This window comes from Rahnella sp. PD12R (assembly GCF_019200965.1).
GTDB lineage: Bacteria > Pseudomonadota > Gammaproteobacteria > Enterobacterales > Enterobacteriaceae > Rahnella > Rahnella laticis.
In genome coordinates this window covers 439,173-460,871 of record NZ_JAHTMS010000002.1, presented here as the reverse complement: position 1 = coordinate 460,871, position 21,699 = coordinate 439,173, and the positions used below count along the sequence as shown (strand labels likewise).

Here is a 21,699-nt window from a genome sequence, read left to right as displayed (position 1 = left end):
TCCTTTCAATGTAATCTTCCCTGGAATAACTGAACTTCTACCTCACGAGCGTAAAGCTATGGGTGTGGTAATTAGTGAATTGGACGGCAATAAATTCAATTGGAATACAATGCAGTATGAGGAGGTTACATAATGGATTTGGAAGAATTCGCGAATGCATTTGCAGCCTCTTCAAAAGCAATACCTATCGAAATGGCTGTCAGGTTTAAAATGGTAGTCAAGGATATCGAGAAAACAGCCAAGGAAGAATTGGGTATCTATCAGCCCTCAGTTGGCCCATTTGAAGCATGGGAGTCACTTGCCCAATCAACAATGGAGCAGCGTGTCTCTTCCGGTTACTCAGCAGACGAACCATTGCTGCGATCTGGTGAGCTGAGAGATTCGATTGAAAGTGAGGTCATCGGGTTGGCTGCGATTGTCGGAACAAAAAGTGAAATAGGATTTTGGCAAGAGATGGGGACACTAAGAATTCCGCCGAGGCCATTCATCGGCCCAGCATATGTGCGTAAAGTTGATTCCCTCCTGGATGAGGTCGGACTATCAATAATCCACGGATTTAAGGCATATTAATTGCGTTGTTTTGCATCAGTCGGGTGCTAAGATCAGTTCAAATCATTTCGGAGATTTAGATATGAAACCTGCACTGGCTTTAGCTCTTGCGATGTTACTTTTGCCACAAATTTCAAATGCCGCGCACCTTAAAGTTGGAGGCAATGCCGAGTTAAAAGACGGCGGCTGGGTTTGCAGAAGTCTGGATAAGGCAATAGCCTCAAGAGAGATTGAGGAAACCGCAATAGCAGGTGGTAAGGCAGATGTAAGCCAGTTGAATAACGGTTCGTGCATAAGCTATTCAGTTAGGCCTTTTAAGGTTGTTGCGTACGAAAATTATCTGCTGCCCGCATATCCAGAAAAGGGCAAGCTTTTCGTCGCTGTAATAGAGCCAAGATCCGGCGAAAAATGGTATGCCTATAAAGCGTTCCTTCAATCGATAGATTGATATTAGAGAATTCACAGAGCCCAGCCATCGAGCTGGGTTTTTTATTGCCTAAAATTCGAGGTCAGAATGGATATTCAAGCTTACCGCGTCGCTGTACGTATCGCACTGGATGACCAAATCTCCAGACAGATGATGCAGGTAAGCCGCGACGCATTGGAGTTGAACAACAAGTTTGTTCAGATGGCAAAAAGGATTAGAGCCGTCACCACTGCTGCCAAAGAAGCCACAACGGCAATGTCTGGTTTGAATCGAGTGATGAAAAATCAGTTTAATGCCGCCACAAGTGATGCTAATGGGTACGCAAGGGCAATGCGATCAGTGTCAGAGCAGGCAACTAAGGCTCAAGCGGCTGTCAAAAACTTGCCTGTTGCGACCCAGTCAGGGGCAATGCCCATGCTTGCATTTGGCGCAGCTGCTGGCGTGACTTCTTCAGGAGGTGGCCGGAATTATGGCGGAGGTGGTGGTGGAAATTACATGGGCTTGCCGTCTCCGATTGGAAGTGGTGGAAGTTCAAGTTGGAATGGTTGGAAGAATGGCGTGCCTCCAGGCGGATGGGGGGGGGGGCGGTCAGCCTCCTGGTACTGGTGGTCAAAACGGAAATTCTGGCACTGGATCACACAGCAATGGAATGACTAATTTGGCAACAGGTTATTTGGGGTTTAAGTTGCTAGATGGTTTTGTAGATGAAGCTGCTAAATACCAGACCATGACAGAGAAATTTAATCAGTACGGCATGGGTGAAGCAGCCAGGAAAGATGCTGAAAATTTCGCTCAGACAACTCAAATACTTGGATCATCAACTACCGACATGCTGAAGTATTTTACTGAGGCTCAAGGGGTGTTTCGTGAATCAGGAGCGGCAACTTTAGAAGAGCAATTGCGAGCTGCAAAAATGGCCGCTCCCGTTCTGGCAAGAATCAACTTTGCTTCTCAGGGGCTTGATGAACATGCCAGAGGGGCTACGACCGCGAAGCAAATGGACATGTTACGTTTTGTTGAGACGGCAGGCGGTCTCAAGAGCCCACAGCGCTTCAACGAACTTATGGATGCCGGTTTCAAGGCAATTCAATCATCCGGCGGCAACGTAGATTTCACGCAGTACCGACAGTTTATGGCAAAAGCTGGTACTTCAGCATTCAACCTGAGTAACAAGGCGCTATTCGCTGAGCTTGAGCCCATCATTGGTGAGCTCAAAGGTAGTGCGGCAGGTGATGCACTGATGACCTCATACAACCGCCTTAACGGTATTGTAAAACTGCCAAATCAGGTAGCGCATGAGCTGGTTAACATGGGGGTATGGGACAACAAAAGAATCGAGTGGAATAGCCAGGGCGGCATCAAGAAATTCAAAGGCAACCCGCTTATCAACTCTAAGTTGTTCAGCGAATCACCTGTAGATTTCTATGAAAACATGATTCTTCCGGTGTACAGAAAACAAAACCTCAGTGAAGACCAAATTCAGCGGGAAAACGCCTTAATATTTGGGCGCACTGGCGGCAAGATGTTCAACCTCATCGATAAGCAAATGAAGACCATTGAACACTCCGTGCAATCGTATGGGATGGCTCGTGGACTCAACCCTGCATACGATGCAGTCGGAGGAACCTACAACGGTAAGGTGATCGACTTTCAGAAAAAGTGGGAGAACCTTCAGTTAGTCATGGGTAAAGACGGCGGCCTGCTGGATGTATTCACCAAGGGATTAAATGCACTATCTACAACGCTTCAGAAAATGACGGATATCGCACATAAATATCCTGATTTAGCGAAGTTTGTCGGTCAGGCTGCGTTAGCGGTAACGGGATTGGCGGCCCTTAGTGGCGGTTTCTGGTTGCTGAAGCATGCGGCGGGCGCTTTGATGTCTCCAATTCAGTTATTAACTGGCTCAAAAGGATTGCCGCTTTTAAGCAAAACACTGGGCGGCTTGCCGGATGTAGTGACGCTGGCTATTGCAGGCGTACTGGCAGCAAATGCGAGAGAGATTTACAACAGAATACAAGCTATGCGGGAAGGTCGTCCGTATGACCAGATCGTTGGACAGAAAGGGGAAATGAGCGAACGCGACAAGCTTATGAGAGAAAACTGGGCAAAGAATAACCCTGGCGTCCCTTATCAGCCGAATACGTTTCCTGTTCCTCCCCCTAAGAATGGTCAGACAATCCAAGTTAACAGCACGATTAATATGGACGGCAAGCAGATTGCGACCGGTGTCACCAAACATCAGACACGAGAAGCGACCAAAGCCCCATCTGGCCCAAGTGCTTTCGACTCGTCCATGCTGATGACATACCCGGGTCAAGTAAGCGCAGCATCAACCAACTAACGGAGTGATCATGTCGTTCACAAGCGCACTGAATAACTTCGCACAGGGGTTAGATCCAACCGCAACACGTCTAATCCTCGGGGGCTTCGAGTTTCTCGACTTCGAAGTCCCTGAGCGTATCGCGATACCCGGCAAACAGAAGACAGTTCTGCATCAAATGATCGGCGGCAAACGCACGATTGATGTTCTTGGTGTTGAGTATGACCCACTGTCATGGTCTGGCATTTTTACAGGAGCGCAATCGGGTGACCGGGTAACGCAACTGGAGAGAATGCGAGATGCTGGGGAGCAGGTAACATTGACGCTTGATGGTTACAGCTTCACTGTGGTCATCACCGCTTTTACGCCAACGTATGAGTTCATCTACCGCAGGCCATACACGATTGAAGTGGCCGTAGTATCGAACAACGCTTCACCACTGCGCGTGGATGCATTGACCGGTGCTCTTGATGCTCTGGTAAACAGTGATGTGGGTACCGCGCTGGGGTTGTCAAATATTATCAACGTTTCATCGGTAACCTCTGCCGTGACGACTGTTCAGTCTGCGGTCAAAGCCGTAACAGATATCGCCCACGCCACTGTGGACACCGTTCAGACGATAGTCAGGCCGATAGTAGCGGCGCAGGTCATCGTTCAGCAGACAATCGGGCAGCTTGAATCAGCGGCTAACGATATCACTACGCTGGGCGGCCTTGTTCCGGGCAACCCAATTTCAAAAACCATCAGCAATCTGTTGACTCAGGCCGACTTAACAACCCGAACTCCGGCGCTTTACAGTCTTCAAAGCGTGCTCGGCAGGCTTAACAAAAACGTGCAGTCAGGGCAGACGGCAGACGGCGTTAAGACGGTGACTCTCAGCGGAGGGAATCTCTATCAGGTCGCATCAGACCAGTATGGCGATGCATCTCTGTGGAGTAGTCTGGCATCAGCAAACAATCTGACAGACCCGCAACTGACCGGCATCAACACGATAATCATTCCATCTAACCCTACGAGCCAATAATGGACGTAAACAATCCGATTATTACCTCCAGCGCCCGCCAAATCAGCGGGCGTTGTCTTTTGAATGGGGTAGAGGTTCCTTTCGTCTCGTTTGATGTTGAGAACAACTCATTCCGAGGTGCAGGAACGTTTAACCTGACTTTGGCAACGTCGGCATTACCGGCGGATATGGGATTGCTGAGTTACTGGGCGGCGCAGACTACGATTCAAGTTGAGCTTTCAGTTTCTGTTATCAGTCAGTCCGGCACAGATGAAAAGCGGCTGATTGTCGGCAATATCGACACCTGGCACTTTGACCCGGCACGATTTGAGATAACGGCGGATGGGCGCGACCTGACAGCGTTGATGATTGACGCCAAATCGGCAGGTGAGAGCTTCAAAAACTACACCAGCTCACAGATAGCCACAATCCTTGCTCAGCGGCATGGCCTGACGCCAGTGGTCACGGCAACGACTGGCAGGTTTGGCGAATTCTACCAAATAGACTCAGCGCACCTGACCGGTGAACAAACGGAATGGGACTTGATCACCACGCTGGCAGGCATTGAGAACTTCAATGTCTACGTGGATGGCGAGAATCTGGTGTTCGCTCCTGTTACTGATCCAGCAAAAGCTGACAACTACGTGATCCGTTGGCAGCCGCCGGGCACACTGGCTTATCCGCAGTGCAACATGTCAGAAGACCTTTCATTTTCTCGTGCACTGACCATTTCTAAGGGGGTCACTGTCGAGGTATTGAGCTGGAATGCAAAGCGTAAAAACCAACAATTCATCGCCTCGTACCCAAAGTATGCGAAAGGGACTACGCCGGGCAATGCAACTGCTAAGACGCAGGTATATCGCGTAATTCGAAACGGGCTATCACCTGAATCTGCTACTGCTTTAGCCCAGAAAATCTACCGAGAGGTTATCCAGCATGAGATGAAATTCACTGGCTCAACTGCTGGCGACAATCTCCTCACGCCGGAAACGATGGTACGCATTGAAGGGACAGCCAGTCCCTTTGACCAGCTTTACTACTGCGACAGTGTGCGCCGGACATTGAGCTGGGACACCGGTTACACGATGACCATCTCAGGGAAAAACCACAGTCCTGCATTGGAGGTTTCACAGTGAGAGAATTAATGAATGCCGTCACTGGCAGGGCGCAACAGGCCAATGCCGGTTTCAGCGGGACTCGGCAGGGTATCGTCACCGCGTATGACCCTGAAAGTTATTCCGTGAAGGTTGCACTTCAGCCCACAGAAAATGAAACGGGCTGGATACCGCTCGCCACTATCTGGGCGGGGAATGGATTTGGGATTGTTGCGGGGCCGGTCATTGGTGCGGTGATAGAGGTTGAATTTGATTCTGGCATGGTTGGCGTGGGGATGGCAGTTGGTCAGTTCTTCAATGATGTCGATCGGTGTCCGGGCCCACCTTCTGGTCAGTTCTGGGTTATTGATTCGTCAGGCTCCTCAATCAAGCTCACCAACGACAAAAAGGTGACCGTAACCGATGGTGGCGGCTCAACGGTTGTCATGAACGGCGATGGGACTGGCACAATGAATTTCGCGTCAGGCCTGACGATCAATGCATCAACCACACAGGTGAACGGAAATCTACAGGTTTCTGGAAGCATCAAAGACCAGAACGGCGCTAAAGACACTGTTCAGAAAATACGTGACGTATTCGACGCTCACGTTCATAACGGCGTTCAGACCGGCAGCGGCTCAACAAATATTCCAACTACTCAGCTGTAGGTGACCCATGTATGACCTTTACCACTATATCGGCGGCGACATTAGCACCTCGCCGACGGGTGACCTGCGCCCAGTGTCTGGCACTGAGCGCGGAACTCAGCGTGTATTAAGGCGGCTGATGACGAATCCAGGTGATTACCTGTTCCATCCAGAATACGGGGCTGGACTTGGCAAAAAAGTAGGTGATTCGGTCAATGTGAACGAATGGAAGGCGCTTATTCTCGGGCAAATGTTGCTGGAGGACTCCGTAGCGACAACTCCAGAGCCAACCGTCACCCTGACCCTGATTGATATGGGCGTCAGTTGCTCCATTCAGTACACCGATGCCGTTTCAGGCACTCCCGCAACACTCAGTTTTGACGTGACGAGGTAATCGCGTGGCATCTCTAAACATTAAAAATTTCGCCACTCTGGTGAGCGACCAGGTCACCGCAATGCAGGCCAGTGCGGCTGGACTTGTTGACCTCGCAATCGGGAGTATTTTACGCGCTATTGTCGAGTCCAACTCCGGTGTGGCGATGTGGATTCAGCAACTCATTGTTAATTTGCTTGTCACCACCCGCGCTGCTACGTGCTCAGGTGCTGACCTTGATAGCTGGATGGCAGATTTCAGCTTCACTCGTCTGCCCGCGGTGCAAGCACCTGGGCAGGTGACATTCAGTCGCTTCACGGCAACCAATCAGGCATTGATTCCTGTTGGTTCAGAGGTTACGACAACTGACGGAACCCAGATTTACACTGTCACTACCGACACGACTAATGCGGCCTATGACCCGACACAATTGGGTTATGTCATTGCGGCAGGTGTGAGCTCACTAACCGTGCCGGTGCAAGCCAATACAGCAGGCGCAGCAGGAAATGCACAGGCCGGAACAATCACGATCATCTCCGGCTCAATCCAATACGTCGATACCGTGACGAATTCGACTACATTCGTTAACGGTGAAGATGCTGAAAGCGATGATGCATTCAGGGCGAGATTCGTTCTCTGGATCGCTTCTTTGTCTAAGGCAACAAAGGCAGCGATAGGCTATGCGCTTTCTAGCATGCAAAGCGGCGTGACTTACACATTGACTGAAAATTATGCCTACAACGGGAATGCTCAGCCTGGTTATTTCTACGCTGTAGTAGATGATGGGAGCGGTGCGCCTACAACGACCTTCATCAATCAGGCTTATGCAGCTATCGATGCTGTGCGCGGGTTCACGGTGACTTTCGGAGTATTTCCTCCGACATTGGTAACGGCGAATGTCGTCATGACAATAACCACAGACCCGTCAGCAACGCATTCGGATATTGTCACAATAGTGACTGAAGCTATTCAGACCTACATTGCAAGCCTGTCACTCGGGCAGTTATTGCCATATACGCAACTTGCGACCATTGCATACGGTGCAAGCTCATTTGTAACGAACGTGTCGGGTGTAACACTCAACGGCGGCACTTCTGACCTCGCAGCCTCCGGCAAGCAGGTTATACGCGCAGGAACAATTTCGGTGAGCTAAATGGCAACTGGTGATCAGAGTGATATTCTTACTCGCCTAAAGGCGTTAATTCCGCCGACGTGGTTTGGTGATGACCATCCAATTATCACAGCAATCCTAAAGGCATGCGCACAATCTCTGTCGTGGTGTTATTCGTTATATGTTTATGCTCAACTACAAACGAGAATAAGCACAGCAACTGACGGCTGGCTGGATATTATTGCCTATGATTTCTTTGGTGATAATTTACAGCGTTCGGCTGGGCAATCAGACGAATTATTCAGAAATACGATAAAAATAAATATTCTTCGAGAGCGCGGCACACGAAAAGCGATAAATGACATTCTTTTCGATTTAACAGGAAAGTATCCCGTTATTTTTGAACCCCAACGACCATTGGACACCGGTTCGTATGGTGGACCTATGATTGGGTATGGGCTCGCCGGAGGCTATGGCTCTCAATTACTGCCATATCAGGCATTCGTCACGGCGTTCCGACCAGCAGGTTCAGGGATTCCATATATTTCCGGATATAGTTCAACGCCATCAGGTTATAGCGTGCCATCTCGTGGCGAATATGCATCACAAAGCATGATTACCGGCTCTATTACTGACAAGCAGGTCTACGAAGCCGTGGCGGCAGTGAAAATGGAAGGCACTATCGTGTGGGTTCGCCTGCAATAACCAATCAATTAATTCAAACATATAACCCAACCCGCTCCGGCGGGTTTTTTATTGGATAAAAATAATGACTGACAGAATTATGGTATACCCAGGCGCTATCCCGCTTGAGACCGATTTATTGTATTCCAATAAATTCGCGATGATGGGCTTGGCTAAGCTATCCTCTGCAATGATGGGTTCAACAACCTATTTACATGGCCTGCAATGTACACCTTCAAGCCCGGCTTCGATGGTAATTAACGTAGCGAGAGGCCAAATTTACAGCGTACAGAACGTTGATAATATCGCCTATTCATCACTTGCTGCTGATACTGTGAATACTATTCTGAAGCAGGGTGTAGTCCTTTCTTCAACAGCGTTTACTTTGACTGCTCCGACAACTGCGGGGCAGAGTATCAACTATCTGGTTCAGGTGACTTACACTGACACGGATTCTGGCTCAACGGTTCTTCCTTATTATAATGCGAGCAATCCTTCGGTGGCTTACAGTGGGCCTAACAACTCAGGCGTTGCGCAGAACACCATTCGTTCTGGTGTTTGTACTGTTGCGATCAAGGCTGGTGTAGCCGCAACTACGGGCACGCAAACCACACCTTCAGTTGATACTGGCTATACCGCAGCATGGGTGATCACCGTCGCGCAGGGAGCTACGACAGTTACTGCGGCAAACATTTCTGTAGCCGCTAATGCTCCATTCTTACCAGCAGCAGGGCTGGCGGCAGCTATTCAGCAATGCACGATGACCTACGCGGTAGATACGGGCGCTGCAAATGCTTATGTTGCTCAGTTCGTTCCCGCTATTCCAACGCTATCAGATGGCATGCGTTTCACTTTCAAAGCAAAAGTGGCAAACACTGGTTCAAGCACTTTTGCCGCGAATGGTGGTTCTTCTTACCCTATTTATTCACACGCAAACCAAGCATTGCAGGGTGGCGAGATCGTCGCTAATGGCCTTATTGAGGTCGAGTGGAATAGCACACTGACTGCTTGGGTTCTCTGCGGTAACTCTGGTGGAGCTTTGGCTGTCGCCGCAGCCTCACAATCAAACCATGCCATGCAACTAGGGCAAGCTACTGGCAGGCTTCTTAATATTCAGCAGTTTTCCTCTTCTGGAACTTACACTCCGACAGCCGGCACTACCAGAATTGTAGTTGAGGTGGTGGCTGGCGGCGGTGGTGGAGGCGCGGCTTTATACACAACGTCAAGCCAGGTTTCGATGGGTGGCGGTGGAGGCGGCGGCGGAACGGCGTCATCGCTACTGCAACTATCAAGCATTACAACGCCCACCTCGGTAACTGTTGGAGCAGGTGGTAGCGGAGGAACAACCTCGGCGATTGCCACATCTGGTGGTAACAGCAGTTTTGGATCATATCTATCAGCGAGTGGTGGCACATTTGGTCCCGCTGGAACTGCCGTTGCAGTAGGGGCTACTCAACTCACGTTTAATGGAGGTGGTGGAGATGCAACGGGTGGTAACATTTATAATGCTATGGGTTTGGCTGGCGGACAGGGTTTAGTTCTGGCATCCGGGTATGTTTCTGGTGGCGGAGGAGCATCCAGTAAAGGTGCTGGCGGAGTCCCCTTATCCACAGTGGGAAGCTCAACAACCGGACGCCCTGGTCGTAATGGTTCTGGCGGAGGCGGGGCTTACAGTTACACAAGTGCATCAGTTGTAACCAATGGTGGCGCGGGTGGTGCAGGAATTGTTTATGTGTGGGAGTATGCTTAATGAATAACTACGCAGTGGTTGAGTCGGGTATTGTGACAAATATTGCAACATGGGATGGAGAAAGCGATTGGTCACCATCAAACGGCCAATCCGCCATTAAAATAAAGGATGGAGAAACAGTAGGGATTGGATATTCAGTAGTTGATGGTGAGTTTACAGCTCCAGCAGAGGAAGAATTACCAAAAGAAGAGCTGATTTCTCAGGCCAACATCAAAAAACAATTAATTCTTCAAGGCATAAATGACACTACCCAAATTTGGCAAACACAACTTTCTTTAGGAATTATAACAAGTACGGACAAAGAAAAGCTGACAAATTGGATGAAGTATGCACAGTTAGTAGACGCCGTTGACATTTCAACAGCGCCTGATATTTTGTGGCCTACATCCCCGTAATCACTTGATTCTTTTCCCTAGTCTAATAGATGACTTCTCTACTGAGAAGTGGACTAAAGATGCCAAGGCGGTTATTGCTATGAATGATATGACAAAGGAATATTTATAACTAATCCCTTCATTTGATAAAATCCTTAGTAAGGAAAATCCAATGACGCAATGTAACGCATAAAATGGGAAGCTTATTCCTGATAAATACCTAAGAATAACATTATCCCGGAATGAATCTCTAAATACGTAGCAAAATGAGAACATGAGCATTGCATATGCAGCGCTCATGACTTCAGTTTCATACTGGTGTGCTAGTTCGCTGTATCTCATTCCAGCATAGAACAAGTAGAATTGCAGAACGGCTAGGGATATGAATTTATGTAAAGAGATTGCTCCGGTATATAAGTAGTTGAATAATACACCAATAAACATGAATGATATGAATACCATCTCTTTTGGCAACTGACCGGCTGATTGAAGGTTAAATCTATTTATTGCAATAGTAATTAGCGATATAATTATAAATGGATAATATTTGTTTTTTATTATTAATTGACGCAATAACAGACAGACGATGTAGAATTTAACCTCTATAGCAAGTGTCCAATTAACAACATCTATTGAGCCAGTTAGAAGCAACGTGTGAGTTAGTGTTAGGTTAGATACAATCTCTTTTATTGAATAGTGTGCATCAATACCCCAGTAATATCTGGATGTTAACAAAACCGTTAGAATGGTTATGATTGCGCATAGGATATAAACTGGGTAAATCCTAAGAAGTCGAGCCGCTAAAAAACCTTTTGCCGATTTTGCCCGGCATGAAAAAGGTATTACAAACCCACTTATGATAAAGAATATAGCCACCCCGAATGGTCCAAAATTGAAGTATGGCAGAAAAGGGGGGAATAACTTCAGGTATAAGCCAGGGTCTACGGCGGAATAGAGCGGAGATCGCGTTAAGTCAGAAACAAGTTGCGGCATTACAAAATACGTCGCCATCCAGTGGACTGTAACAACACACAAAAAGGCAACTACGCGCAACTGATCGGCAAAAATTATTTTGTTTTTCATTGTGTCTACGTTTTGTAAGCGATAGGAAAGTATATTGCACGTGGATTGTTAAGGAAAGATTCATGGAATGAATAATAATTTTTCTTGCGGGAAACGTCATCTTCCCCTCATCACACCTGATGGGTTTTAATTGCTTTACAGAACAGTCCTCTAAAAATTCTCTACCCCACAGACCTTCACAAGGCGAACCTCTCATGATTATACTGTATGAATAAACAGTATTTTGTGGGGGTTGGTTATGGCTAAGTATTACGACATAAAAGGCGCTTTCGTCAGGAGCATCACAGTAGACCCCAAGCGCGGGAAGGTGGTGAACACAGTCCGATTCGTTCAGGAGCTGGCTAAGGTTAATCACTTCTGGTCACTTCAGGATGCGAACGATTGGATAGCTAAACATCAGTCGTTCTTTCGTGATTACACAGACTGTCACGGTGAAGAGAAGCGCTATTTCTTGGTGAACATGGGCTATGTGAGGTAGGAGGAATCTATGGGATTTCCATCACCAGCAACTGACTACGTAGAGGCAGGGATTGACCTCAACAAAATATGCCGTTTCGGTGGGGCATCATCCAGGCTGCATGTTGTCGAACGCTATCTCGGGGAAGGCATCAATTCTGGGGCGATTCTGATTATCGACACGTCCATTAAACCAGTAGACGGTCACCGGCTGCTGGCGAGAGTTGATGGAGAGGTTGAGCTTTGGCGTTTGATAACCATACTCCGGCGAGGCCTTGAATCGACAATAGACAAGCGATTCATCTCATTTGGTGATGAGGTGGTCGATGACTCAATTGAGGTTCTGGGAGTGGTGACGCATGTAATATTGGATATGCGGAATGAAGTGTTCGATGACACGGTGGTGTTCTGAAAAGTGGATGCGCATCCGTTCAATGTTTTCAGTTCTGCGGTGCTATGTACGCCGCCAAGAGACATTACTCTTAGTGCATATAGGCGGGAAGTGGCATATGCAAAATTTGGAAAGAGTATCTCAGAAAACTTTAAACCGAAGAGGCAGTGAAAATGGGCATGAGTACAGAACTGCGTACATGTCTCAATGGGCTTTCAGTTGTGTGGTAGCAAAATCAGGGCTTTAAGGTCTAATGTGCGTAATCATGAAAGTAGAAGGTTTTTTGCGGCTTGTCTGACATTACGAAGATAACCTTATCAGTGCGGAAATAGGGGCGAAACGGTGATTAGGATACCATCCGGCGCAGTGAAGTCATGTCAAAATCCGTGACGCTGCGGGATAACGTCCAAAACGTCGCAAAATTCAGCATCAATCTGCCAAAACCCTGACTAAAGCAGGGTGAACACCTCTGGTAACTCAGCTAGACTTAACGCCTTCTTTGAATTTTCGCCTTACGGCAGGCTAAACGTGCGTCTCGACAAGAAAATTTCTCCGCTGGATAACGTCATTTACCGTAACTACCGTATTACTCATGCGCTGCGCATCGCGGTGGCGTTTATTCTGACATTCCTGATTGTCCGTCTGACTGAAATCCCCGAAGGCACCTGGCCGCTGATTACGCTGGTGGTGGTCATGGGGCCGATTTCGTTCTGGGGAAATGTGGTTCAGCGCGTGCTGGAGCGCATTACCGGTACGGTGCTCGGCTCGGTTTCCGGCCTGATCGCGCTGTGGCTCGAGCTGTATTCGCTGCCGGTGATGCTGGTCTGGTGCGGCGTCGTCATGTTTGTCAGCGGATATCTGACGCTCGGCAAACGGCCCTACATGGCGCTGCTGATTGGCATCACGCTGGCGGTGGTGTGCGGTGCAGGGCCGGGCGACATGGAGATGGCGCTGTGGCGTTCCGGAGATGTGATTTTCGGTTCCCTGCTGGCGCTGCTGTTTGCCAGCATTTATCCGCAGCGCGCGTTTATTCACTGGCGCATGCAGATGGCCGATTACCTGATGTCGCTGAACAAACTCTACAGCGCGTGGCTGTCGCCGAACATGCTGGAACGTCCGCATCTGCACGGAAAAATGAAAAGTACCATGAGCCAGATGGTGAAAATGCGTTCGCTGTTTGCGCCGGCCAGCAAAGAATCGCATGTGCCACGTGAGGCGTTTGACGCCATCCAGACGCTCAGCCGCAACCTGTTGTGTACGCTGGAACTGCTGGCCGATGCGTACTGGAGTTCGCGCGAAAGCCATTATCTGATGCTCAATGCCCGCACACTGCGTAGCGCGCAATTGCTGATGCTCAGCACGCTGGAGAAACTCAGTCTGATGTTGCTCAACGGTACGCGGGGCGATGAAGTGGCAATCAGCCATGAGCTGAATGAATCTGCTGAAGAGCTGAAAGCGCTGCTTACCGAGATGAATGCCGCGAATCACCTGGAAGCACAGGTCTACGGTTACGTCTGGCTGAGCACGCAGGTGGCGGAGCAGTTGCGCTCAATGGGCGACCTGATCACCATGGTGATGCAAAAAGAAGAAGCTCAAAATATCAGCGGTAAAACAACGAAAGCATGAAGGGATTTTTGTCTGTGGCCTAAAACGGGTAAGATGGGGCCATTGGACGATTATCTGAGCGTACTGCCCGATTTTTGCTACGCTAGCTATTCCTGTAGCGTCAAATCGGGTTGCGGCAAATCAGTCACTGAATCTGTGTAACTTAATCGAAGGTGTTAAAATGGACAATATCAATAAGCCGAGTTTCCAGGACGTTCTGGAGTTTGTGCGTGTTTTCCGTCGTAAAAACAAATTACAACGCGAAATCGCTGATAACGAAAAGAAAATCCGTGACAACCAGAAACGCGTTCTGCTGCTCGACAACCTGAGTGATTACATCAAACCAGGCATGAGCATCGAAGAAATTCAGGCGATCATTGCTAACATGCGCGGCGATTATGAAGATCGCGTTGATGACTACATCATCCGCAATGCTGACCTGTCGAAAGAACGTCGTGAAATGTCCAAAAAGCTGAAAGCACTGGGCGAAATCAAAGCCAACGAAACCAAATAATTTCGTTGCCGCTTAAAGAAAAAACCGGGTTTATGCCCGGTTTTTTTTTGCCTGAAATCCGGCTTAGCTCAGCGTCCGCACCGGGTTTCCGGCGAGAAATGCCTGAATGTCTTCGACGGCTTCACGGAAATATGCCTGATAGTTGCCGTCGGAAACGTAGCCCAGATGTGGCGTCGCCAGCACGTTAGGCAGCGTTCTGAACGGATCGGCGGGCGGCAGCGGTTCTGTTTCGAAAACGTCCAGCCCGGCACCGGCAATCTGCCCGGTTTGCAGGGCGTGCAGCAGGGCAGGCTGATCGACAATCGCGGCGCGCGAGGTATTGATCAGCAATGCCTCGGGTTTCATCAGCGCCAGTTCCGTTGCGCCGAGCAGCCCGCGCGTGCGCTCACTCAGGACCAGATGCACTGACACCACATCGCTGTTTTTCAGCAAGGCTTCTTTCGATGCCGCCAGTTCGACGCCATGCTCAGCGGCGCGTTCGGCGGTCAGGTTCTGGCTCCAGGCGCTGACGTCCATCCCGAATGCCTGCGCAATCAGCGCCACTTTCTGCCCGATTTTACCCAATCCCAGCAGGCCGAGACGTTTGCCGCTCAGCCCGGTGCCGACCGTACTTTGCCACGGCCCGTTGTGGCGCAGCGCGTTATTTTCCGTCACCAGATGCCGCGCCAGCCCGAGGATCAGCGCCCAGGTCAGCTCAACCGGCGCCGTCGAACCGCTGCCCGTTCCGCAAACCGTCACGCCATTTTCACGGGCGGCGGCCAGATCGACCGACGCGTTGCGCATTCCCGAGGTGATCAGCAGCCGTAGCTTTGGCAGACGGGCAAACAGCGCTGCGCTGAACGGCGTGCGTTCGCGCATGATCACCACAATCTCTGCGTCCTGTAACTGCGCGACCAGCTGGTCTTCATCACTGATATGCTCCGTCAGCGCGCGGCATTCCACCTGCGGCGCGAGCGCCTGCCAGCCGGCCAGAGACAGTGCGACGTTTTGATAATCATCCAGGATCAGGCATTGCATGGGCATGGAACTTCCTCATCTGTAAAAAGGAGATAAAGAGGTATAGCACTGAATTTACTCGGAGGTGAAGCAGGGCGGCAGGTTCTTTTGCAACTGAGTCTTAGCAGGAATACCCGCCCGGCGAAGGGCGGTTATTGATAATGGCATTAATGCAGATGTGAAAGGCTGGCGGCACTGATGCGCAGGCCGTCTTCACCAAATACCATGCAGCGCCGGGCGTCGAACCAGGTTGTCAGGCTCTGATACGGATTAAAGGCCATATCGCCCGGCAGCAGCATTTTAAACCCGTCGGTGCCGTAACACTGGCCGAACAGATAGGTGCTGTTGCCCAGACGCTCAACCACCTCGCAGTTAAATTCCAGCTGATTTTCGGTTTCATGGGAAAGCAGATGTTCCGGGCGAATGCCCAGCGTCACTTTGTCACCCGCCGCCAGCTCGCGGGTACTCAGCGCCAGCGTCAGGGTTTTCTCCGGCGTCAGGCGCACTTCAAGCCGGTCGGGCTGCCAGCTCAGCACTTCGGCAGGCAGGAAATTCATTTTCGGTGATCCGATAAAACCGGCCACAAACTGATTTACCGGGTTGTAATACAAATCCATCGGCGCGCCCATTTGCTCGACTTTGCCGTAGTTCATCACCACGATTTTATCGGCCAGCGTCATGGCCTCGGTCTGATCGTGCGTCACGTAAACCATGGTGGTTTTCAGTTCCTGATGCAGCTTGGAAATGTGCAGACGCATATCCACGCGCAGTTCGGCATCCAGATTGGAAAGCGGCTCATCGAACATAAAGACCTGCGGATTACGCACAATCGCGCGGCCAATGGCGGTGCGCTGGCGCTGGCCGCCGGAAAGCTGCTTCGGTTTTCTGTCCAGCAGATGGGAAAGCTGCAACGTTTTGGCGACCATTTCCACCTGATGGCGGATTTCGTCTTTCGGGACGCCGTTCACTTTCAGGCCGTAACCCATGTTCTCGGCAATCGTCATATGCGGATAGAGCGCGTAAGACTGAAACACCATCGCCACACCGCGGCGCGACGGGTCAACGTCATTCACCCGCTGCTCGCCGATATACACATCACCTTCCGTTATATCTTCCAGCCCGGCAATCATGCGCAGCAATGTGGATTTCCCGCAGCCGGATGGCCCGACGAACACCGTAAATTCGCCGTCTTCTATATCAATATTGATGCCATGCAACGTCACCGTTTTATCGAAACGCTTAACCACATTTTTAAGCCTGATGCTGGACATGTTTGACCTCGTAATAAATTCATACCGCTGATATTTCGGACTATAACCACCTTGTGTAAACGTTTGCACGAGCGGGTTCGAATTTTGCAGTTGTGATCACACAATACACATCTTTTGGTAGTGATTTACGGGTTATAAGTCTAACGTGTAACACGATATTTATGACGACATTAATCACTTTGTATTCAGCATTTAAAGGGTTTGTATCGCTGGGTGTTGATTGGGTGTCGTTGTTATACACACAAAAATGTTATACCTTCACATCCAGGAGCAACAATGAAAATTACACACCTTACTGCCTTGGTACTGATGTCATTAAGTCTGAGCAGCCAGGCCGTGCGGGCAGCCGAAGGACAGCTACTTGTCTGGGAAGATATTAAGAAATCCTCCGGCATTTCCGATGCCGTAAAAGACTTTGAAAAAGAGAACAACGTCAAAGTTGTGGTGCAGGAAACGCCGTATGCGCAACAGACTGAAAAACTGCGTCTCGACGGCCCGGCGGGTATCGGCCCCGACGTGGTGGTGATCCCGAACGACCAGCTCGGCACCGCCGTGGTACAGGGGTTGCTGGCACCGCTGACGCTCGACAAAGGGTTCACCGACAGCTTTACGCCATCGGCTATTCACGCGTTTCAGCTCAAGGGCCACACCTACGGCGTGCCGAAAGCCGTCGAAACGCTGGTGCTGATATACAACAAAGATTTGCTGCCGGAAGCCCCGGCGACGCTCGACGAGTATTACACCTTCTCGAAAGCGGAAAGGGCGAAGGGCAAATACGGCCTGCTCGCCAAATTTGACGAAGTCTATTACGCCTACGGCGCGATGGCCTCCATGGGCGGCTACATCTTCGGTAAAGACGCCAAAGGGGAGATCAACGTCGACGATATCGGCCTGAACAAACCGGGCAGCATTGAAGCCGTCACGTACCTGAAAAAATTCTATGCCGACGGTTTATTCCCGGCGGGGATCACCGGCGACAACGGCCTGAACGCCATCGACTCGCTGTTTACTGAGAAGAAAGCCGCCGCCGTCATCACCGGCCCGTGGGCGTTCCAGCCTTATGAAGCTGCCGGCATCAACTACGGCGTGAAAGCGCTGCCGCTGTTGCCGAACGGCAAACCGATGAGCTCATTCCTGGGCGTTAAAGGTTATGCGGTATCGACCTACAGCAAACAAAAACCGCTGGCCGAGAAATTCATCACCTTCATCAACCAGCCGAAATACGCCAAGGTGCGCTACGAAGTGACCAAGGAAATCCCGGCACTGACGGCGCTGGTGAATGACCCGATGATCAAAAATGACGAGAAAGCCAATGCGGTAGCCGAGCAGTCAACGCGCGCCACGGCGATGCCCGGCGTACCTGAAATGCAGGAAGTCTGGGGCCCGGCGAACAACGGGATCCAGCTGGGCGTAACTGGCAAACAGCCGGTGGACGCGGCGCTCAATGACGCCGTGAAAAATATCCAAATGCAGATTGAAGCCGCGAAAGCCAGCAACGAGTGATCTGCGGGTAACGGCATCGGCAACCGCATCTGAAACGGCTGTACGTCTGAAATGAGGGAGTGATTTCACTCCCTCACAGTGAAAGGAATATCTTTGTGTCTATGCGTCTTCATGAGGAAAACCAGGAGCCACTGTCTGCCCGCCATCACGCGCCGGTGGCACTGGCTCTGGCATTCATTCCCGGTTTCGGTCAGTTCTATAACCGGCAATGGGCCAAGGGAATTCTGTTTTTTATCATTCTGTTTTGTTTCGTTGGCGTTTTTTATGATTTCCTGCAACAGGGCATGTGGGGGCTTTATACGCTGGGGGAAGAAGTCCCGCGCGATAACTCGATATTCCTGCTGGCGAAAGGAATTATCAGCGTATTAATCGGCGCGTTCGGCGCAGGCTTTTATTACTGGAGCCTGCGTGATGCGTGGATTAACGGAAAACGCCGCGATGCGGGCATGGAATTACCCAGCGTCAGAAAGCAATATCATTTGCTGCTGCGCGAAGGTTTTCCGTATTTAATGATTACGCCCGGTTTTATTCTGCTGGTCTTTGTGGTGGTGTTCCCGATTATCTTCGGCTTCTCCATTGCCTTTACCAATTACAATTTATATCACACGCCGCCGGCTAAATTAGTTGACTGGGTGGGATTCAAAAACTTTATTAATATCTTCACGCTCAATATCTGGCGTTCGACGTTACTCGATGTTTTACAGTGGACCGTCGTCTGGACCGTACTGGCGACCACGCTGCAATGCACTGTAGGCGTGATGCTGGCGATTCTGGTGAACCAGAAAGATCTGCGCTTCAAGGCGCTTATCCGCACCGTACTTATCCTGCCGTGGGCGGTGCCGGGCTTCGTCACCATTCTGGTCTTCGCCGGGATGTTTAACGACTCGTTTGGCGTGATTAACAACGGGATACTGGCGGCGTTAGGCATTGAACCTAAAGCGTGGATGACCGATCCGTTCTGGACCAAAACGGCTCTGATCATGATGCAGACCTGGCTCGGTTTCCCGTTCGTCTTTGCCATGACCACCGGCGTATTACAGGCGATCCCTAACGACCTGTACGAAGCCGCCACGATGGACGGAGCCAGCACCTGGAAGAAATTAAAAACCATTACGCTGCCGCTGGTGTTGTATTCCATTGCGCCGATTATTATCACGCAATACACCTTCAACTTTAATAACTTCAATATTATCTATCTGTTTAATAACGGCGGCCCGGCCGTGGCGGGATCGAATGCAGGCGGAACGGATATTCTGGTGTCGTGGATTTATAAACTCACCATGTCTTCCTCGCAATATGCGATTGCCGCGACCATTACGATTTTGCTGTCGATATTTGTTGTCGGTATTGCGCTGTGGCAATTCCGTTCAACCAATTCATTTAAACAAGATGATATGGCGTAAGCGGGAGCAAACTGATGAATAAGAACAGCAGTATTAAAAGAAACCGGTTTATCCGCCTGTCGCTGAGTTATTTCCTGTTACTGATTGTGGCGGTCATTATTATTTATCCGCTGATCTGGACCGTCGGCGCGTCGCTGAATGCGGGGAACAGCCTGCTCAGCACGTCGATTATTCCGGAGAACCTCTCCTTCCAGCATTACAAAGATCTGTTCAACGGGCAGGTGAATTACATGGCGTGGTACTGGAACTCGATGAAAATCAGTTTCCTGACCATGGTGCTGACGCTGATTTGTGTCAGCTTCACCGCCTATTCCTTCTCACGCTTTCGTTTCAAAGGGCGCAAAGACGGGCTGATGCTGTTTCTGTTATTGCAGATGATCCCGCAGTTTTCGGCGCTGATCGCCATTTTCGTTCTGGCGCAGCTGCTCGGCCTGATCAACAGCCATCTGGCGCTGGTGCTGATTTACGTCGGCGGCATGATCCCGATGAACACCTATCTGATGAAAGGGTATCTGGACGCTATTCCGAAAGATCTGGATGAATCGGCACGCATGGACGGCGCGGGGAATTTCCGCATTTTTATCGAAATCATCATGCCGCTGTCGAAGCCGATTCTGGCGGTGATAGCGCTGTTTTCCTTCACCGGGCCGCTGGGCGATTTCATCCTCTCCAGCACCATTTTGCGCACGCCGGATAAATACACGCTGCCGATTGGTCTCTACAACCTGGTCGCACAGAAAATGGGCGCGAGCTACACCACGTACGCAGCGGGCGCGGTGCTGATTGCCGTGCCGGTGGCGATTTTCTATCTCGCCTTACAAAAATACTTCGTCTCCGGCCTGACCGCTGGCAGCACCAAAGGATAATCACATGACTCTCTTTACCCAGAAGATTTTCACGAAAAGCGCCGTGGCCTGCGTGCTGCTGGCGATGTCTTTTTCCTGTGTGGCGCAGGACGTGGTCATCAAAAAAGTCGCCAATGTCCCGGCGGATTTCATCAAGGGTGCGGATATTTCCACGCTGATTGACGTGGAAAAACACGGCGGCAAGTTCTACGACCAGAACCACAAACAGACCGATGCGATGGTGATCCTCAGGCAGAACGGTTTCAACTACGTGCGTCTGCGGCTGTGGGTCGATCCGAAAGACGCGCAGGGGCATCCTTACGGCGGCGGCAATAACGATCTGCCGACCACGCTGGAACTGGCGAAACGCGCCAAAGCGCAGGGTTTTAAAATCCTGCTCGATTTTCATTACAGCGATTTCTGGACCGATCCCGGCAAACAGTTCAAGCCGAAAGCCTGGGAAAAAATGGATTATCCGCAGCTGAAAACGACCATTCATGATTACAGCCGCGACGTGATCGCGCAGTTCCGCCAACAGGGCGTGGTGCCGGATATGGTGCAGGTCGGCAACGAAATGAACGGCGGAATTTTGTGGCCGGAAGGCAAAAGCTGGGGCGCGGGCGGCGGTGAATTTGACCGTCTGGCCGGGCTGCTGAATGCGGCGATTTCCGGCGTCAGGGCCGACGAGAAAAACCCGTCAGACATCAAAATCATGCTGCATCTGGCCGAAGGCACCAAGAACGACACCTTCCGCTGGTGGTTCGATGAAATCAACCAGCGCAAGGTGCCTTACGACGTTATCGGCCTGTCGTTTTATACCTACTGGAATGGCCCGATTTCCGCGTTACAGGCCAACATGGACGACATCAGCAAACGCTACAACAAAGACGTGATCGTGGTCGAAGTGGCTTACGGTTACACCCTTGAAAACTGCGACGCCGCGGAGAACAGCTTCACCGCCAAAGAAGCCAAAGACGGCGGCTATCCGGGCACGGTGCAGGGGCAGGCCGATTTCCTCAGCGACATGATCAAAAGCCTGGTGAGCGTGCCCGGTCATCGCGGCAAAGGCCTGTTCTACTGGGAACCGACGTGGATCCCGGTTAATGGCGCAGGCTGGGCAACACCGGCGGGCATGACCTACATCAACGACCACTGGAAAGAGGGCAATGCCCGCGAAAATCAGGCGCTGTTTAGCTGCGCCGGTCAGGTTCTTCCTTCCATTAAGGTCTTCAACTGATCCCCTTTTCCCCGGCTAATTTGGCCGGGGAGTTTTATTTCTTAAAGTTCGTAAGGACCT

Annotated in this window: 22 protein-coding genes; 19 read left to right on the top strand and 3 right to left on the bottom strand. The window is 50.5% G+C overall.

Translation table 11 applies throughout. From position 1 onward, the window contains the following. The first annotated feature begins 132 nt into the window (after positions 1 to 132). The 12 genes from KWG64_RS06070 (at position 133) to KWG64_RS06020 (ending at position 10,356) form a co-directional block, all read left to right on the top strand. Positions 133 to 570 (top strand): hypothetical protein, encoded by a 438-nt coding sequence (locus tag KWG64_RS06070; RefSeq protein ID WP_218521250.1) that lies wholly within the window; start codon positions 133 to 135, stop codon positions 568 to 570. Positions 571 to 631: 61 nt separating this feature from the next. Next, complete coding sequence (locus KWG64_RS06065; RefSeq protein ID WP_218521249.1) at positions 632 to 997, top strand: hypothetical protein; 366 nt, start codon at positions 632 to 634, stop codon at positions 995 to 997. A 66-nt stretch (positions 998 to 1,063) separates the two neighbouring features. Further along, the gene (locus KWG64_RS25610; RefSeq protein ID WP_255562098.1) at positions 1,064 to 1,633 is read left to right on the top strand and encodes a hypothetical protein; all 570 of its coding nucleotides are present in this window, start codon (positions 1,064 to 1,066) and stop codon (positions 1,631 to 1,633) included. Beyond that, entirely contained in the window at positions 1,626 to 3,320 is a 1,695-nt protein-coding gene (locus tag KWG64_RS06060; protein WP_255562097.1) for a hypothetical protein, read from the top strand. Before KWG64_RS25610 ends, KWG64_RS06060 begins: the two co-directional genes overlap by 8 nt. A gap of 10 nt (positions 3,321 to 3,330) precedes the next feature. Next, positions 3,331 to 4,323 carry a hypothetical protein gene (locus KWG64_RS06055; RefSeq protein WP_218521248.1) on the top strand — a complete coding sequence of 331 codons (993 nt, stop codon included), beginning with the start codon at positions 3,331 to 3,333 and terminating at the stop codon, positions 4,321 to 4,323. Then, the gene (locus tag KWG64_RS06050) at positions 4,323 to 5,438 is read left to right on the top strand and encodes a phage late control D family protein (protein WP_218521247.1); all 1,116 of its coding nucleotides are present in this window, start codon (positions 4,323 to 4,325) and stop codon (positions 5,436 to 5,438) included. The genes KWG64_RS06055 and KWG64_RS06050 overlap by 1 nt, the downstream gene beginning before the upstream one ends. An 8-nt stretch (positions 5,439 to 5,446) precedes the next feature. Continuing rightward, entirely contained in the window at positions 5,447 to 6,064 is a 618-nt protein-coding gene (locus KWG64_RS06045) for a phage baseplate assembly protein V (protein ID WP_255562096.1), read from the top strand. Positions 6,065 to 6,182: 118 nt separating this feature from the next. Next, positions 6,183 to 6,437, top strand: coding sequence for a hypothetical protein (locus tag KWG64_RS06040; protein ID WP_255562095.1), 255 nt, complete (start codon positions 6,183 to 6,185; stop codon positions 6,435 to 6,437). Between the two features lie 4 nt (positions 6,438 to 6,441). After that, positions 6,442 to 7,569 (top strand): baseplate J/gp47 family protein, encoded by a 1,128-nt coding sequence (locus KWG64_RS06035; protein WP_255562094.1) that lies wholly within the window; start codon positions 6,442 to 6,444, stop codon positions 7,567 to 7,569. Beyond that, positions 7,570 to 8,232 (top strand): hypothetical protein, encoded by a 663-nt coding sequence (locus KWG64_RS06030; RefSeq protein WP_218521244.1) that lies wholly within the window; start codon positions 7,570 to 7,572, stop codon positions 8,230 to 8,232. 64 nt (positions 8,233 to 8,296) lie between these two features. Further along, complete coding sequence (locus KWG64_RS06025) at positions 8,297 to 9,961, top strand: phage tail protein (protein WP_218521243.1); 1,665 nt, start codon at positions 8,297 to 8,299, stop codon at positions 9,959 to 9,961. Then, complete coding sequence (locus KWG64_RS06020; RefSeq protein WP_218521242.1) at positions 9,961 to 10,356, top strand: tail fiber assembly protein; 396 nt, start codon at positions 9,961 to 9,963, stop codon at positions 10,354 to 10,356. The genes KWG64_RS06025 and KWG64_RS06020 overlap by 1 nt, the downstream gene beginning before the upstream one ends. On the opposite strand, the gene KWG64_RS06015 is transcribed toward KWG64_RS06020, so the two are convergent. Continuing rightward, positions 10,357 to 11,418, bottom strand: coding sequence for an acyltransferase (locus KWG64_RS06015; protein ID WP_218521241.1), 1,062 nt, complete (start codon positions 11,416 to 11,418; stop codon positions 10,357 to 10,359). It abuts the gene before it with no gap. A 487-nt stretch (positions 11,419 to 11,905) separates the two neighbouring features. Between KWG64_RS06015 and KWG64_RS06010 the strand changes: the two genes are divergently transcribed. The 3 genes from KWG64_RS06010 (at position 11,906) to tmaR (ending at position 14,384) form a co-directional block, all read left to right on the top strand. Next, positions 11,906 to 12,286, top strand: coding sequence for a DNA repair protein (locus KWG64_RS06010; protein ID WP_218521240.1), 381 nt, complete (start codon positions 11,906 to 11,908; stop codon positions 12,284 to 12,286). A 507-nt stretch (positions 12,287 to 12,793) separates the two neighbouring features. Beyond that, on the top strand, positions 12,794 to 13,891 hold the full coding sequence (locus KWG64_RS06005) for an FUSC family protein (protein ID WP_152326829.1): 1,098 nt from the start codon (positions 12,794 to 12,796) through the stop codon (positions 13,889 to 13,891). Between the two features lie 160 nt (positions 13,892 to 14,051). Further along, on the top strand, positions 14,052 to 14,384 hold the full coding sequence (gene tmaR / locus KWG64_RS06000) for a PTS system regulator TmaR (RefSeq protein WP_152326830.1): 333 nt from the start codon (positions 14,052 to 14,054) through the stop codon (positions 14,382 to 14,384). Between the two features lie 63 nt (positions 14,385 to 14,447). Here tmaR and KWG64_RS05995 read toward each other — a convergent pair whose 3' ends face one another. Together KWG64_RS05995 and KWG64_RS05990 are read right to left on the bottom strand one after the other, a co-directional pair. After that, positions 14,448 to 15,407, bottom strand: a complete 960-nt coding sequence (locus KWG64_RS05995; RefSeq protein ID WP_218521239.1) for a D-2-hydroxyacid dehydrogenase family protein — start codon at positions 15,405 to 15,407, stop codon at positions 14,448 to 14,450. 140 nt (positions 15,408 to 15,547) lie between these two features. Continuing rightward, entirely contained in the window at positions 15,548 to 16,651 is a 1,104-nt protein-coding gene (locus KWG64_RS05990; protein ID WP_195824435.1) for an ABC transporter ATP-binding protein, read from the bottom strand. A 276-nt stretch (positions 16,652 to 16,927) separates the two neighbouring features. Between KWG64_RS05990 and KWG64_RS05985 the strand changes: the two genes are divergently transcribed. From KWG64_RS05985 to KWG64_RS05970, 4 genes are all read left to right on the top strand, one after another. After that, positions 16,928 to 18,154, top strand: a complete 1,227-nt coding sequence (locus tag KWG64_RS05985; protein WP_195812668.1) for an extracellular solute-binding protein — start codon at positions 16,928 to 16,930, stop codon at positions 18,152 to 18,154. A 101-nt stretch (positions 18,155 to 18,255) separates the two neighbouring features. Beyond that, positions 18,256 to 19,557 (top strand): carbohydrate ABC transporter permease, encoded by a 1,302-nt coding sequence (locus KWG64_RS05980; protein WP_195824704.1) that lies wholly within the window; start codon positions 18,256 to 18,258, stop codon positions 19,555 to 19,557. A gap of 14 nt (positions 19,558 to 19,571) precedes the next feature. Further along, complete coding sequence (locus tag KWG64_RS05975; protein ID WP_195812667.1) at positions 19,572 to 20,423, top strand: sugar ABC transporter permease; 852 nt, start codon at positions 19,572 to 19,574, stop codon at positions 20,421 to 20,423. A gap of 64 nt (positions 20,424 to 20,487) precedes the next feature. Continuing rightward, positions 20,488 to 21,639 (top strand): arabinogalactan endo-beta-1,4-galactanase, encoded by a 1,152-nt coding sequence (locus KWG64_RS05970; protein WP_370628609.1) that lies wholly within the window; start codon positions 20,488 to 20,490, stop codon positions 21,637 to 21,639. The last annotated feature ends 60 nt before the right edge of the window (positions 21,640 to 21,699 follow it).

What these genes read in the sequence shown, in the direction of transcription:
- KWG64_RS06070 (WP_218521250.1), top strand. Translation starts at nt 133, where the DNA reads ATGGATTTGGAAGAATTCGCGAATGCATTTGCAGCCTCTTCAAAAGCA.
- KWG64_RS06065 (WP_218521249.1), top strand. Translation starts at nt 632, where the DNA reads ATGAAACCTGCACTGGCTTTAGCTCTTGCGATGTTACTTTTGCCACAA.
- KWG64_RS25610 (WP_255562098.1), top strand. Translation starts at nt 1,064, where the DNA reads ATGGATATTCAAGCTTACCGCGTCGCTGTACGTATCGCACTGGATGAC.
- KWG64_RS06060 (WP_255562097.1), top strand. Translation starts at nt 1,626, where the DNA reads ATGACTAATTTGGCAACAGGTTATTTGGGGTTTAAGTTGCTAGATGGT.
- KWG64_RS06055 (WP_218521248.1), top strand. Translation starts at nt 3,331, where the DNA reads ATGTCGTTCACAAGCGCACTGAATAACTTCGCACAGGGGTTAGATCCA.
- KWG64_RS06050 (WP_218521247.1), top strand. Translation starts at nt 4,323, where the DNA reads ATGGACGTAAACAATCCGATTATTACCTCCAGCGCCCGCCAAATCAGC.
- KWG64_RS06045 (WP_255562096.1), top strand. Translation starts at nt 5,447, where the DNA reads ATGAATGCCGTCACTGGCAGGGCGCAACAGGCCAATGCCGGTTTCAGC.
- KWG64_RS06040 (WP_255562095.1), top strand. Translation starts at nt 6,183, where the DNA reads ATGACGAATCCAGGTGATTACCTGTTCCATCCAGAATACGGGGCTGGA.
- KWG64_RS06030 (WP_218521244.1), top strand. Translation starts at nt 7,570, where the DNA reads ATGGCAACTGGTGATCAGAGTGATATTCTTACTCGCCTAAAGGCGTTA.
- KWG64_RS06025 (WP_218521243.1), top strand. Translation starts at nt 8,297, where the DNA reads ATGACTGACAGAATTATGGTATACCCAGGCGCTATCCCGCTTGAGACC.
- KWG64_RS06020 (WP_218521242.1), top strand. Translation starts at nt 9,961, where the DNA reads ATGAATAACTACGCAGTGGTTGAGTCGGGTATTGTGACAAATATTGCA.
- KWG64_RS06015 (WP_218521241.1), bottom strand. Translation starts at nt 11,418, where the DNA reads ATGAAAAACAAAATAATTTTTGCCGATCAGTTGCGCGTAGTTGCCTTT.
- KWG64_RS06010 (WP_218521240.1), top strand. Translation starts at nt 11,906, where the DNA reads ATGGGATTTCCATCACCAGCAACTGACTACGTAGAGGCAGGGATTGAC.
- tmaR (WP_152326830.1), top strand. Translation starts at nt 14,052, where the DNA reads ATGGACAATATCAATAAGCCGAGTTTCCAGGACGTTCTGGAGTTTGTG.
- KWG64_RS05995 (WP_218521239.1), bottom strand. Translation starts at nt 15,407, where the DNA reads ATGCCCATGCAATGCCTGATCCTGGATGATTATCAAAACGTCGCACTG.
- KWG64_RS05990 (WP_195824435.1), bottom strand. Translation starts at nt 16,651, where the DNA reads ATGTCCAGCATCAGGCTTAAAAATGTGGTTAAGCGTTTCGATAAAACG.
- KWG64_RS05985 (WP_195812668.1), top strand. Translation starts at nt 16,928, where the DNA reads ATGAAAATTACACACCTTACTGCCTTGGTACTGATGTCATTAAGTCTG.
- KWG64_RS05980 (WP_195824704.1), top strand. Translation starts at nt 18,256, where the DNA reads ATGCGTCTTCATGAGGAAAACCAGGAGCCACTGTCTGCCCGCCATCAC.
- KWG64_RS05975 (WP_195812667.1), top strand. Translation starts at nt 19,572, where the DNA reads ATGAATAAGAACAGCAGTATTAAAAGAAACCGGTTTATCCGCCTGTCG.
- KWG64_RS05970 (WP_370628609.1), top strand. Translation starts at nt 20,488, where the DNA reads ATGTCTTTTTCCTGTGTGGCGCAGGACGTGGTCATCAAAAAAGTCGCC.